Consider the following 13,154-nt stretch of genomic DNA (forward strand, 5'->3'; position numbering starts at 1 on the left):
GGGGAGGTGGGCGACGGCCTGCGAGCCGCTAGGTCGGGCAGGTACGGGTGGGTGGGTGGGAGGGGGACGCCGTCGAAGGCGCCCACGCCAGGGAAGGGCGCCCGCGCCAGGGGATCGTTTTACTTTGTCTTGGCCGGAACCGTCAGCCCGCGGATATCCTCCTAACCCTTACGGGGGCGTGTGCCCCGACGTCCTGAACCATTCGATGGGTGCGGAGAATGATCGAGGCAGTCGGCCTGACGAAGCGCTACGGCGCCAAGACAGCCGTGTACAACCTTTCCTTCCAGGTGCGGCCCGGCACCGTGACCGGCTTCCTGGGGCCGAACGGCTCCGGCAAGTCGACGACGATGCGCATGATCCTGGGCCTGGACGCCCCCTCGGCAGGGCAGGTGACGATCGGCGGCTACCCGTACCGCAAGCTGCCGAACGCGCCCCGCCAGGTCGGCGCCCTCCTCGACGCGAAGGCCGTGCACGGCGGCCGGCACGCCCGCAACCACCTGCTCTGTCTCGCGCAGCTCTCCGGAATCCCGGCCCGCCGCGTGGACGAGGTGCTCGGCGTGGTCGGCCTCCAGGACGTGGCCAGGAAGCGCTCCAAGGGCTTCTCACTCGGCATGGGCCAGCGCCTGGGCATCGCCGCCGCGCTGCTCGGCGACCCGCAGGTGCTGCTCTTCGACGAGCCGGTCAACGGCCTCGACCCCGAGGGCATCCTCTGGGTGCGCAACCTGATGAAGTCGCTCGCCGCCGAGGGCCGTACGGTCTTCGTCTCCTCGCACCTGATGAGCGAGATGGCGCTGACCGCCGAGCACCTCATCGTCATCGGGCGCGGCCAGCTGCTCGCCGACATGAGCGTCACGGACTTCATCTCGGCGAACTCCGCCGACTTCGCCCGGGTCCGCACCCCGGACACCGACCCCCAGCAGCGCGAGAAGCTGTCCGGCGCGCTCACCGAGGCCGGCGGCCAGGTGCTGCCCGAGCCGGACGGCGCGCTGCGCGTCACGGGCCTGCCGCTGCCCCGCATCAGCGACCTCGCGCACGAGGCGGACGTACGCCTGTGGGAGCTCTCGCCGCACCAGGCCTCCCTGGAGGAGGCGTACATGCGCATGACGCAGGGCGCCGTGGACTACCGCTCGACGATCGACCAGCGCGCGGGCCTCCAGGAGCAGCTGCCGCCCGGCGCACAGCCGCAGCCGCAGCTTCCGGTGCCGGGGCAGGGCCAGCCGGGCTGGTACGCCCCGCCGCCCCCGCAGCAGGGCGGGCAGCCGTTCGCGATGCCGCAGGGCGCGCCCGGCGTACCGCCCGCGGGCGCGCAGCCGAACCCGTACGCCGCCCCGCAGCCCCCCGCCTCCCCCGAGATGACCAAGCGCGACAGCGAGGAAGCCCGATGACCACGCCTGAGACTCCGCAGCCGCAGGCGCAGCCCCAGCAGCCCGCGCAGCCCCCGGCCCCGCAGCAGGCCCCGGCCGCCCAGGCCCCCGCACCGCAGGCGCCGGCCCCGCAGCCCGTCGCCGTGGCGACCGCCCCGCAGCCGCCGTACGGCGCTCCCGTTCCCGGCGCGACGCCGATGGCCCCGGCGCCCGCCGCGCCCGCGCCGCCCTCCGCCTGGCAGCAGGCGATGAACAACGCGTACACCTCGCCGATCCCGATCAAGAGGACCAACCTCGGCCACGCCCTCACCTCGGAGTGGACGAAGATCAAGTCGGTCCGCTCCACGATGTGGACGCTCGGCGTCTTCATGCTCCTGGTCATCGGCATCGGCCTGCTCGCGGTCGCGCAGACGGACGACGCCGACTACGTGGACGTGCCGTACACCATCCCGGCGTTCTTCGGCCTCATCCTCGGCCAGATCTGCCTGATCACCCTGGGCGTCCTGGTCACGTCGTCCGAGTACGGCACGGGCATGATCCGTACGACGTTCACGGCGTCGCCGCAGCGGTCCCGCGTCCTCGCGGCGAAGGCCCTGGTCTTCTTCGTGCTCGCCTTCGTCGTCTCCGCGGGCTCCATCTTCTTCGTGGGCCTCGTGGCCTCGGGCGCGCACAGCGGCCCGGGCGTCGGCGAGGTCTCGTGGATCGACACGGTCTTCAAGGGCGGTCTGTACGTCTCGCTGCTCGGCGTGCTCGCGCTCGCCGTCGGCTCGATGCTGCGCCACTCCGCCGGTGCGATCACCACGATGCTCGGCATCGTGCTCGTCCCCGCGATCATGCCGGCGTTCCTCGGCATCTGGTCGAGCACCGAGAAGCTGGGCGAGAAGATGGAGGAGTACAACGCCATCAGCTCGCTCGCCGAGATCTTCAAGATCGACTCCAGCCTGGACGGCGGGGGCGGCGGCCAGCTGGTCCTGCTCATCGTCGTCACGGCGGCCGCCCTGGCCGGCGCCTTCGCCCTCCTGGAGAAGCGCGACGTCTGACCGGCACCCGCGTCACGGCACGGCGCCCCGGCCCTCCCGGCCGGGGCGCCGTGCCGTTTTCCGCGAACGGCGGGCACGCCGGGGAAGGGGCGCGGCGGCTCCGGCGGAGCGCTCAGTACCGCGGCGCGTTCCGCGACCTGCGCTCCTTGACCCCGCGCCGGTCCTTCGCGCTCCAGCAGCCGGTGTGCCAGTGCCGCCGCTCGTCCACGCCCGAGTACGCGGGCCACGCGACCACGTGCGCGAGGCCGGACGGGATCTCCTGGTCGCAGCCCGGGCAGCGGTACGTCTTGCCCGCCGCGCTCGCGCCCGCGACCCGGCGCACCTGCCAGTCCTCGCCCTGCCAGTCCTCGGTGCGCTCGAAACCGCCGTACCGCCCGGACGGCTCCGCGCCCGGGCCCGGCATGGACTCTCCGGCGCCCTTGGGGCGGTTGCGACGCGGCGACACGGGACACCTCACGGGTTGCGCAGGGGGCGGGGCCCATCCAGCCTACGCGCCGCGGCACCGGGTACGCGTCCTTCGCCGGCCCTGGCGCACCCCCCTGCCGGAGCGGAGAAAATCTGCCAATCTGCCCGCCAAGCCGTGCCCTTGGCACGTGTCACGCGTTGTTGCCGGTTGGAGGGAGTGCCCGCGTCGGCGCCAAGGAGGCAGGAAGTTCGATGCGCTTAGGAAGCTTTGTGCTGGCCGCTCAGTTCCCCGGCCAGGGCCATGGGGAGGCACTGCACCGCGCGGTGCGCTCCGCCGAAGTGGCCGAGGAGGCGGGTCTCGACAGCGTCTGGCTCGCCGAGCACCACTTCGTGCCGTACGGCACGTGTCCGTCCGCGATCACCCTCGCGGCCCTGCTGCTCGGCCGGACCCGGCGCCTGCGCGTCGGCACCGCCGTGACCGTGCTGCCCACCGCCCATCCGGTGGCGCTCGGCGAGCAGGCCGCGCTGCTGCACCTCACCACCGGCGGCCGCTTCACGCTCGGCGTGGGGCGCGGCGGCCCCTGGGTCGATCTGGAGGTCTTCGGCTCCGGGATCGAGGCGTACGAGAAGGGGTTCCCGGAGTCGCTCGATCTGCTGCTGCGCTGGCTGAGCGGGGAGCCGCGGGTCGGCGGGCCCGGCGGCCGCTTCGACTTCCGTGACGTCGCGGTGGTCCCGCACCTCCCGCGCGCCGGCGCGCCGGATCCGTCGCACGCCCCCGAGGTCGTCGTGGCCTGCACCTCGCCGTCGAGCGTCCGGCTCGCCGCGGCCCGGGGCCTGCCGATGCTGCTCGGCATGCACGTGGGCGACGAGGAGAAGGCCGAAATGGTGGCGTTGTGGAACCGGCACGCGCGCGCCGCCGGGCGCACGCCGGACGAGATCGCGGCCGCCGCCCACGTCTCGGCGGGGGTCGTCCAGGTCGCCGACCGCCGCGTGGAGGCGGCCGAGACGCTCAAGAAGGCCATGCCCGGCTGGCTGCACCAGGGCCTGGAGGCCCATGTCACGGTGGACGGCAGGGTCCGCGCCATGCGCGACCCGCTCGCGTACACGGAACTGCTGTGCGCCATCCACCCCGTGGGCACGCCCCAGGTGTGCGTGGACCGCATCACCGCCACCGCGGAACGCACGGGCATCACCCGCTTCGCGTTCCTCGTGGAGGGCTCCGGCGAACTGACGACGACAGAGGACAACGTCCGCCGCCTGGGCGCGGAAGTACTCCCCCAACTGACATAGCGACCGAAACAAGAGCGCCCCCGAAGGGGCGCGGGGAACTGCGCGCCAAGCCCGAACCGGCCCGCAGAAGAAGAGAACGGCCCAACCCACCAGGACCCCACGGTTCAGGGCGTCCCCGCCAGCGAAAGGTACTGCCGCTCCGGTACTGAAACACCTCCCGCGTACGGAGCGGCAGCAACAGTCTTCAGCAGTCCCGCAGTTCGGGCGACTGGTTCAGCAGCTGGCCCCGGATCGAAGTGAACTTGGCCAGCCTGTCGTCCGCCGAGGCGTCCAGGGGGAACACCGCCACCCGGTGGCAGTTCTGGAACGCCAGACGTACCCCGAAGTGGCGCTGCAGGGCGCCGCGGATCGCGTCACTCGCGAGCGCGCGCAGCAGCTGGCCACGCGCCTGCTCGTCCGGCGGCGGCGTCTGGTTGTCGGCGAACTCGCCGCCGTCGACCTTCAGCTGGGCCACCAGGGAGCTGATCATCTCCCATGCGTAAGGCAGGGAGGTCCGGACGCAGTCGACGAAGGCAGCTTCGTCGACCTCGCCTCGCTCGGCCTGTTCCAACAGTGCCGGTGAGACGTCGAGCGACATGGGTTCTCCTCTCGCACCCCCGGACAGCAGGGGCTTACGGGCAGGGAAGGAGTCCGCATACGCAGCGTGCACGCGCGACGACCTCCTGCTTATACGGTAGGCAACGCCCGAGGAGGGCACCAGGAGATTGGGCGGATAACTGGCCAGGTTCGAACGGGTCCATCGCCGGACAAGTGGTGCGGCCCACACCCCGCGCGCGGGCGCGGGGGCGCGCGAATTCGCTGGACCGTCCCGCCGTCGAGTAGCGTTGCCGACCATGCGTCTCGTCATCGCCCGCTGCTCCGTGGACTACGCGGGCCGGCTCACCGCCCACCTCCCGTCGGCCCCCCGCCTGATCCTCGTCAAGGCGGACGGCAGCGTCTCCATCCACGCTGACGACCGGGCCTACAAGCCCCTCAACTGGATGTCGCCGCCGTGCACCCTGAAGGAGGGCTCGGGCGACGAATCCCACCTGTGGACTGTCACGAACAAGGCGGGCGAGAAGCTCATCATCACGATGGAGGAAGTGCTGCACGACTCCACGCACGAGCTGGGCGTGGACCCCGGTCTCATCAAGGACGGCGTGGAAGCACACCTTCAGGAGCTGCTCGCCGATCGGATCGAGACACTCGGCGAGGGCTACTCGCTGATCCGCCGCGAGTACATGACGGCGATCGGGCCCGTGGACATCCTGTGCCGCGACGCCGACGGCGGGACCGTCGCCGTCGAGATCAAGCGCCGCGGCGAGATCGACGGCGTGGAGCAACTCACCCGCTACCTGGAACTGTTGAACCGCGACCCGCACCTCGCGCCGGTCAAGGGCGTCTTCGCCGCCCAGGAGATCAAGCCGCAGGCCCGCGTCCTGGCCACCGACCGGGGCATCAGCTGCACCGTCCTCGACTACGACGCGATGCGCGGCATCGAGGACGACAAGCTGCGGCTGTTCTGACACCGACCGCCAGATGATAGGGGGCGGGCCCGGCCGGGCCCGCCCCCTCTGCTGTCTGCCGTGTGCGCTCAGGCGGTAGACGGGCCCGGCGCCCCGTCCGCGGACGAGCTGGCGCTGCTCGGCGGGGCCGATGACGACACCGGGCCGCTCGCCGAGTTCGAGGTGTTCGGCGAGGACGGTGCCGTCGGCGGCTGCGACGTGGGCGGCTGGGACGTCGGGGGCTGCGTGGTCGGCGGCCTGGACGTCGGGGGCCGGGACGTCGGCGGGCGGCTGGTGGGCGGCCGGGACGTGGGCGGGTGCGTCGTCGGCCTGTCGGTGGGCTTGTCCGACGGCTTGCCGCTGGGCCCCCCGGAGGGGCCCTTCGTGCCGTCGCCATCGCCCTCGCCGTCGTCGCTGTGCGACGGGCTGCCGCTGCCGCCGGGCGGTGTCGGGTCGTCGGAGGTGCCGGGCACGCCGTCCCTGCCGGGGTCGGCGGGACCGTGCGAGGAGCCGTCGGACGGCTTGTCGGCGCCGAGACCGTCGCCGTCGTCGTCCGCACTCGCGGACTGGTCGGTACGGACCTTGTTGTGCGGCCCGCCGCCGCCGTCGTCGTCGGAGGTCGCGCCGAGCGTCACCATCGTGCCGAGCACGGCGACGAGCAGGGCGCCCGCCCCGGCGGCGACCAGGTTGCGGCGCGTGCCGCGCAGGATGGCGCGCCGGGTCGGCGCGGGCCCGCGGACCGGCACGGGCGGCGGCGCGGCCTGCCGGGTCACCACCGTCTCCGCCTCGTCGGGCGAGGCGGTCGGCACCGGCGGAACGGCCGGCAGGAAGGCGGCGGGCACCCCGCCGGGCGGCGACGCGGACTCCTCGGACCGGGCGTCCGGCACCTCCTCGCCCGCCGCGGTGCGGCCCCCGGGCAGCACCCCGCCGGAGCGGTCGGCGACCAGGGCCAGGGCCCGGCGGCCCGCGATCATGCCGCGCTTGTCGGCGAGGGCGCCGCGCAGGCCGATGGAGGCCTCCAGTTCGGCGCGGGCCCGGTCGAGCCGCCCGCCGCAGAGCGCGAGGATCCCCAACTCGTGGTGGAAGTACGCCTCTTCGGCCACCTCACCGGCGGTGCGGGACGCCTCCTGGCCGGCCCGCAGGGCCCGCTCCCAGGCGCCCCAGTGCAGTCCGGCGGCGAACGCGGGCGCGACGGTGCGGGCGAGCAGCACCGCGGACGAGGGCTCGTCGGCGGCGCCGGGGGCGGCCGCTCCGCCCCTGGCCGCGAGGAGCGCGGTGAGCGCCGCGAGCACCGCGTCCGCCTCGGCGGCGACGCGCTCGGCGGCGACCGAGGGGTGCCCGGACCACCAGGCGTAGTGCTGGGCGGCGGACTGGGCGTGGGTGGCGGCGTCGTCCGCGTATCCGGCGTTCTCCAGTTGGACGCGGACTCCGGCGGCGAGCCGGTGGTGCCCGCCGACCGGGGTCACCAGGGCGCAGTCGACGAGTTCGGCGAGCGCCGCGTCGGCGTGGGTGTCGCCGACGAGCGCGGGCAGGTGGGCCGGGTGCGGCAGCTCCCCGCCGAGCGCGACGGCGAACCGCAGCGCGGCGCGCGCGGACGGGCCGAGCCGGGAGGCGAGCAGGGCCGCGGGCGCGGCGCCGTCGGCGAGCGAGGGCAGCGGCACGTCGCCCCCCGCGAACGGCCCGTCGCCCTCCGCGAACGGCCCGTCCGGGGCGCCCGGGGCGTCGTACGCGGCGAAGTCCTCGACGGCGGCGGGGCCCGCGCGCAGCCGGTCGCGCTGCCGCAGCAGGGCTCCGGCCTGCACGAAGCGCAGCGGCAGGCCCTCGGACTCGAACCAGAGGTCGCCCGCCCAGTCGGCCTCGTCGTCGGTGAGGACGCGGCCGACGGCGCGCTCCAGGAGCTCAAGGGCGCCACCGCGGCCGAGGCCGCCGAGGAAGACCTCTTCGAGGTGCGACTCGGGGGCGGGCGCGGCGATGTCGGGGGTCGCGGCGACGAGGAAGGCGCACTCGGGCGTGGCGTCGAGGAGCTCTTCGAGCGCGGTGCCGCCGAACTCCAGGTCGTCCAGGACCACGACGGCGCCTATCTCGCCGACGAGTTCGCCGAGCAGGGCCCGGTCGGGGCGGTACTCGCGGGTGTCGTGGACGGTGGCGCACAGGTCGTACAGGAGGTCAGTCGGCGTCCGGTGGTAGCCGGAGAGGCGGATCACGCCGTCGGGGGCGAGGTCCGCGCAGTCCTCGGCGACGGCGTCGAGCAGTGCGGTGCGCCCGGAGCCCGCGGGCCCGGTCAGGCGCACGGAGCGGCCGCGGGCGAGCAGCCGTACCAGGCGCTCGCGCTCCTCCTGGCGTTCGAGGAGCGGGGTGCGGGGCAGGCCGGGCGCGGTGGGCGCGGGCGGCAGGGCGGCCCGGCGGCGTTCGGCGCGCTCGGCGGCGGTGTACTTGCGGGGGTGCGCGGGCTGCTCACCGGGCGGGCAGGGTTCTATCTCGCTGCCGTCTATGGGGTTGATCGTGAGCAGGAAGTCGCCGGAGACGAGTCGCACGGCGCGCACGGGTCCGGCAGCGGGCGCGCCGAGGCCGGGTATGCCGGGTCCGTGGGCGCTCGCGGGGCCCGTCGAGGCGTCGGTCCGCGGCGGGTGGTTGTCCGGCGCCGCGCCGTCGTGGGCGTCGGGCGCGTCGGTGTCGTAGCCGTCGTACTCGGCACGGCCCTCGTACGCGTCACGGCCGTCGTGGTCACGGTCGTCACGGCCGTCGCGGCCGTACTCCTCCGGTCCCCGGTTCGTCGGGTCCATGGTCCAAGCCCCCCAGATGCGTCGTGTGCGAAGCCCCCTCCGGCCTTGGGCACACCGCGCTGTCGCTGCTGGTCCGGTGCCCCCGTGTGGGTTCGTCAATCGTTCGGGCGGACCGAACCCTAAACCGTCTTCAGTATCTCCACGGAGGGCGGGGTACCGCGCCGCCCGAGACGTCACAGTCTCGTGAGGATTGCGCGTGTGATGCCGTCCCGCACCGCTCGCGCCGCTTGTCCGCGCGGCGTGCGCGGGGCCCGTCCGCCGTGCGTGACGGTCCGCGGGTCAGCCGCGGGGAGTCATACGCGGGGAAGCGATTCGACGCCGATGCCGCCCTCGATGGCGAGGATGCGGTGCAGTCGGGTGGCGACGAGCAGGCGCTGCATCTGCGGTGGCACGCCGCGCAGGACGAGCCTGCGGCCGCACCGCCCGGCGCGCCGGTGCGCGCCCATGATGACGCCGAGTCCCGTGGCGTCCCAAGAGTCGAGTTCGGACAGGTCGAGCACCAGGTCACCGGCTCCGTCGTCGACGGCCGAGTGCAGGACCGTCCGGGCGTCCGCCGCGCTGCGTACGTCGAGGCGTCCCCCGACGACCAGCTGGGCCTGGTCGCCCCTGATGTGCATATGCGCTCCCCGAGAGTGCCGTGTCGTGTGTGACGCCCGTGCCGCGGGGCGTCTGCGTATGTCACAGCAACTGACTGTCACGTGGGTGAGGAAGTTGCCGTCTGTAAGCGAACCGATACCGAAATCACTCCGAGGGGTGACCCTCGGAGTGACAGCACGTCAGTGTTCGTGCTCAGTGCTTGTAGAAGCCCTGCCCGCTCTTGCGGCCGATGTCACCGGCGTCAACCATCCGGCGCATCAGCTCGGGGGCGGCGAACTTCTCGTCCTGCGACTCGGTGTAGATGTTGTCGGTGGCGTGCAGCAGGATGTCGACGCCGGTGAGGTCGGCGGTGGCGAGCGGCCCCATGGCGTGGCCGAAGCCGAGCTTGCAGGCGATGTCGATGTCCTCGGCGGTCGCGACGCCCGACTCGTAGAGCTTGGCGGCCTCGACGACGAGGGCGGAGATGAGGCGGGTGGTCACGAAGCCCGCGACGTCGCGGTTGACGACGATGCAGGTCTTGCCGACGGACTCGGCGAACTCACGGGCGGTGGCGAGGGTTTCGTCGCTGGTCTTGTGGCCGCGGACGAGCTCGCACAGCTGCATCATGGGCACCGGCGAGAAGAAGTGGGCGCCGACGACCCGCTCGGGCCGCTCCGTGACGGCCGCGATCTTGGTGATCGGGATGGCGGAGGTGTTGGAGGCGAGCACCGTCTCGTCCCGCACCAGCTTGTCGAGGGTGCGGAAGATCTCGTGCTTGACCTCCAGCTTCTCGAAGACGGCCTCGACGACGACGTCCGCGTCGGCGGCGGCGTCCAGGTCGGTGGTGGTCGTGATGCGGCCGAGCGCCGACTCGGCGTCCGCGGCGTCGAGCTTGCCCTTGCTCACGAACTTCTCGTACGAGGCCTTGATGCCGTCGGTGCCCCGGGTCAGCGCCTCGTCGGTGACGTCGCGCAGGACCACGTCCCAGCCCGCCTGGGCGGAGACCTGGGCGATGCCGGACCCCATGAGTCCGGCTCCGATGACGGCGAGCTTTCGTGCCACGTTACGACTCCCCTTGCCTGGCGTATGACGGAGCGCTTACACGCTGTTTACGTTTCGCTCTCCAGCGGACACTAGCGCTCGTGAGCTGCCGTGGGGCGGTGAAGAGACGCACGCCACGTGCCGTTTGACGGACATCACACCGGGGCGGGCGGCGAGGGGGGCCGCGGGGGGTCAGGAGGCCTCGCGGACGGCGTAGTTGAGGACCCGTTCGCTGAGGAGTTCCTCCATCTCGTCGATGAGGACGAGCGCCTCGCGGGAGACCTCGCGGGGGTCGCGGCGCCCGACCATCTCGGCGCCGATCCAGGCGTGGACGCCGGCGTGCAGCCAGTGGAGCTGGCCCGCGACGAGGTCGGGCAGATGGCCGCCGCCGGGGCCCGCCTCCGCGCGCAGGGTGGCCTCCAGGTCGCGCAGGCTCTCCTGCTGGAAGGCCCAGAGCCGCGAGCGCAGGGCGGGCGAGTCGGTGATGACCCGCATGAAGTCGGCGTAGCCCGTGAAGAGTCCGACGGTGGGCGAGACGCCCTCGACGAGCGCGCGCAGCTCGCGCAGGACGCCGTCGGCGGCGGACTCGCCCGGGCGCCGGCCGCGTACCCACCGCGAGAGCCGGTCGGCCATCTCCGCGCCCCGGTCGAGGAAGAGGTCCTCCTTGGCCGGGAAGTAGTTGTAGACGGTGTTGACGGAGACGTCCGCCGCCTCGGCGACGTCGGCGACGGTCACGGCGGCGAAGCCGCGCTCCAGGAAGAGCCCGGTCGCGATGTCCGAGATCCGCTGCTTGGTCTGCCGCTTCTTGCGCTCCCTGAGTCCCTCAGCCATGACCTCATCCTAGGCGCCGTTCTGAGGTCCATGAAAAATTGGTGGCATTGCAAAATTTCAGTGTCTCTGTTTTTGTAGTCTCCATGGCAATCATCAGTACGGCCGGGCTCGCCCGGACCTTCGCCACCAAGAGCGGTCCCGTCGAGGCCGTGCGCGGCGTCGACCTGACCGTCGGGGCCGGCGAGATCCTCGGCTTCCTGGGGCCGAACGGCGCGGGCAAGACCACCACCCTGCGCATGCTCACCACGCTCCTGCCGCCCACCGGCGGCGCCGCCACCGTCGCGGGCTGCGACCTGCTGCGGGACCCGGCGGGCGTGCGCGCGAGGATCGGGTACGTCGCCCAGTCCGGCGGCGTCGACCCGCAGGAGACGGTGCGCGCCGAGCTCGTCCTCCAGGGGCGGCTCTACCACCTCTCGAAGGACGAAGCGGCCGCCCGCGCAGAGGAGTTGGCGGCGGACCTCGGCCTGACGGAGCTGCTCGGCCGCAGCACCGCCGCGCTCTCCGGCGGGCAGCGGCGCAGGCTCGACATCGCGCTCGGGCTCGTCCACCGCCCCGCCGTCCTCTTCCTCGACGAGCCGACCACGGGGCTCGACCCGGCCAGCCGCGCCGACCTGTGGAAGCTGGTCCGGCGCCTGCGCGCCGAGCACGGCACCACGGTCTTCCTCACCACGCACTACCTGGACGAGGCCGACGCCCTCGCGGACCGGATCGTCGTGGTGGACAAGGGCGTGGTCGTCGCCGAGGGCACCCCGGCCGCGCTCAAGGAGCGGTACGCGGGCTCGCCCGACGCCACGCTCCAGGACGCGTTCCTCGCCCTCACCGGGCGCGGCCCGGCCCCCGTGGACACCACGCCGGTCGCGGTCTGACACCACGGCCGACCGCGCCCGCCGCCCCCTGTCACCACCGACCGCGCCCGCCGCCCCCTGTCACCACCGTCCCCGTCGAATCCCGGATATCGCCATGCTTCTGCACGACACCGCGCTGCTGTTCCGGCGCTATGCCCGCCAGACCCTGAACTCCCGGTTCCAGATGCTCTTCGGGGCCCTGATGCCCCTGCTGTACCTGCTGTTCTTCGGCCCGCTGCTCACCGATCTGCCACTGGCGGCACAGGGCGACTCCTGGCAGGTCCTGGTGCCGGGCCTGCTGCTCCAACTCGGCCTGTTCGGCGCCTCGTTCAGCGGCTTCGCGCTCATCCTGGAGAACAGCTGGGGCGTGGTCGAGCGGATGCGCGTGACACCGGTCAGCAGGCTCGCGCTGATGCTCGGGCGGCTGCTGCGGGACGCCGCGCTCTTCGTCTTCCAGTCGGTGCTGCTCGTCCTGGCCGCCCTGGTGATGGGGTTGCGGGCGCCGCTCGCCGGTATCCTGATCGGCTTCGTGTTCGTGGCCCTGCTGACCATCGCGCTCGCCGCCCTGTCGTACGCGCTCGCCCTCAAGGTCCGCACCCCGCAGGAGTTCGGCCCGACGGTCAACGGGCTCGCCATGCCGTCCATGCTGCTCTCCGGCCTGATGCTGCCGATGACGCTCGGCCCCGGCTGGCTGGACGTGCTCTCGCACTTCACGCCGTTCCGGTACCTCGTGGACGCGGTCCGCGACGCGTACGTCGGCGAGTACGCGTCCGCGCACATGCTGTACGGCGTCCTGGTCGCCGTCGGCTTCGCGCTCGCCGCCGTGGCGGTCGGCACCCGCGTCGTCCGCTCCGCCGGGGCCTAGGCCCCGCCCGGCGGGCCGGCGGGCTCACCTACCCTGGCCGCATGGTCAATCTGACGCGCATCTACACCCGTACCGGCGACCAGGGCACCACCGCCCTCGGCGACATGAGCAGGACCGCCAAGACCGACCTGCGGATCTCCGCGTACGCCGACGCGAACGAGGCCAACGCGGCGATCGGCACGGCCATCGCGCTCGGCGGCCTCGGCACGGAGGTCGTGGCGGTCCTCACCCGGGTCCAGAACGACCTCTTCGACGTGGGCGCCGATCTGTGCACCCCCGTCGTCGAGGACCCGAAGTACCCGCCGCTGCGCGTCGAGCAGTCCTACGTCGACAAGCTGGAGGCGGACTGCGACCGCTTCAACGAGGACCTGGAGAAGCTGCGCAGCTTCATCCTGCCGGGCGGCACGCCGGGGGCGGCGCTCCTGCACCAGGCGTGCACGGTGGTGCGGCGGGCCGAGCGCTCCACGTGGGCCGCCCTCGACGCGCACGGCGAGACGATGAACCCGCTCACCGCGACCTACCTCAACCGCCTCTCCGACCTCCTGTTCATCCTCGCGAGGACGGCGAACAAGGAGGTCGGGGACGTGCTGTGGGTGCCCGGCGGCGAGCGCTGAGCCCGTCGTGAGCGGG

General features: G+C 73.1%; 13 protein-coding genes. 7 read left to right on the forward strand and 6 right to left on the reverse strand.

From position 1 onward, the window contains the following. Positions 1-218: 218 nt before the first annotated feature. Both IG74_RS0134005 and IG74_RS0134010 read left to right on the forward strand, forming a co-directional pair. Complete coding sequence (locus IG74_RS0134005; RefSeq protein ID WP_037826514.1) at positions 219-1,385, forward strand: ABC transporter ATP-binding protein; 1,167 nt, start codon at positions 219-221, stop codon at positions 1,383-1,385. Positions 1,386-1,561: 176 nt separating this feature from the next. Then, the gene (locus IG74_RS0134010; protein ID WP_051855973.1) at positions 1,562-2,404 is read left to right on the forward strand and encodes an ABC transporter permease; all 843 of its coding nucleotides are present in this window, start codon (positions 1,562-1,564) and stop codon (positions 2,402-2,404) included. 112 nt (positions 2,405-2,516) lie between these two features. Here IG74_RS0134010 and IG74_RS0134015 read toward each other — a convergent pair whose 3' ends face one another. After that, entirely contained in the window at positions 2,517-2,849 is a 333-nt protein-coding gene (locus IG74_RS0134015) for a hypothetical protein (protein ID WP_030685114.1), read from the reverse strand. Between the two features lie 212 nt (positions 2,850-3,061). On the opposite strand from IG74_RS0134015, the gene IG74_RS0134020 reads away from it, so the two are divergent. Continuing rightward, a complete protein-coding gene (locus IG74_RS0134020) occupies positions 3,062-4,099 on the forward strand; it encodes an LLM class flavin-dependent oxidoreductase (RefSeq protein ID WP_030685116.1) in 1,038 nt (345 codons plus the stop codon). 184 nt (positions 4,100-4,283) lie between these two features. Here the strand turns inward: IG74_RS0134020 and IG74_RS0134025 are convergent, their stop codons facing one another. Then, positions 4,284-4,676, reverse strand: coding sequence for an SCO5389 family protein (locus IG74_RS0134025; RefSeq protein WP_030685118.1), 393 nt, complete (start codon positions 4,674-4,676; stop codon positions 4,284-4,286). Positions 4,677-4,932: 256 nt separating this feature from the next. On the opposite strand from IG74_RS0134025, the gene nucS reads away from it, so the two are divergent. Beyond that, on the forward strand, positions 4,933-5,604 hold the full coding sequence (gene nucS / locus IG74_RS0134030) for an endonuclease NucS (RefSeq protein WP_030685122.1): 672 nt from the start codon (positions 4,933-4,935) through the stop codon (positions 5,602-5,604). Between the two features lie 68 nt (positions 5,605-5,672). On the opposite strand, the gene IG74_RS0134035 is transcribed toward nucS, so the two are convergent. From IG74_RS0134035 to IG74_RS0134050, 4 genes are all read right to left on the reverse strand, one after another. Continuing rightward, positions 5,673-8,366, reverse strand: a complete 2,694-nt coding sequence (locus IG74_RS0134035) for an ATP-binding protein (protein ID WP_051855940.1) — start codon at positions 8,364-8,366, stop codon at positions 5,673-5,675. Positions 8,367-8,659: 293 nt separating this feature from the next. Further along, positions 8,660-8,983, reverse strand: coding sequence for an STAS domain-containing protein (locus tag IG74_RS0134040; protein WP_030361223.1), 324 nt, complete (start codon positions 8,981-8,983; stop codon positions 8,660-8,662). A 172-nt stretch (positions 8,984-9,155) separates the two neighbouring features. Further along, positions 9,156-10,004, reverse strand: a complete 849-nt coding sequence (locus tag IG74_RS0134045; RefSeq protein WP_030685126.1) for a 3-hydroxyacyl-CoA dehydrogenase family protein — start codon at positions 10,002-10,004, stop codon at positions 9,156-9,158. 171 nt (positions 10,005-10,175) lie between these two features. Then, positions 10,176-10,814: a TetR/AcrR family transcriptional regulator gene (locus IG74_RS0134050; protein ID WP_030685128.1), complete on the reverse strand. Its 639-nt coding sequence runs from the start codon at positions 10,812-10,814 to the stop codon at positions 10,176-10,178. An 83-nt stretch (positions 10,815-10,897) separates the two neighbouring features. Here IG74_RS0134050 and IG74_RS0134055 point away from each other — a divergent pair, with 83 nt between their 5' ends. The 3 genes from IG74_RS0134055 to IG74_RS0134065 all read left to right on the forward strand — a co-directional run bounded on the left by IG74_RS0134055 (position 10,898) and on the right by IG74_RS0134065 (position 13,138). Next, positions 10,898-11,680: an ABC transporter ATP-binding protein gene (locus IG74_RS0134055; RefSeq protein ID WP_030685130.1), complete on the forward strand. Its 783-nt coding sequence runs from the start codon at positions 10,898-10,900 to the stop codon at positions 11,678-11,680. A gap of 94 nt (positions 11,681-11,774) precedes the next feature. Beyond that, positions 11,775-12,524: an ABC transporter permease gene (locus IG74_RS0134060; protein WP_030685134.1), complete on the forward strand. Its 750-nt coding sequence runs from the start codon at positions 11,775-11,777 to the stop codon at positions 12,522-12,524. A gap of 41 nt (positions 12,525-12,565) precedes the next feature. Then, the gene (locus IG74_RS0134065; protein WP_030685136.1) at positions 12,566-13,138 is read left to right on the forward strand and encodes a cob(I)yrinic acid a,c-diamide adenosyltransferase; all 573 of its coding nucleotides are present in this window, start codon (positions 12,566-12,568) and stop codon (positions 13,136-13,138) included. The last annotated feature ends 16 nt before the right edge of the window (positions 13,139-13,154 follow it).

Source organism: Streptomyces sp. NRRL B-1347, from assembly GCF_000720325.1.
Taxonomy (GTDB): domain Bacteria; phylum Actinomycetota; class Actinomycetes; order Streptomycetales; family Streptomycetaceae; genus Streptomyces.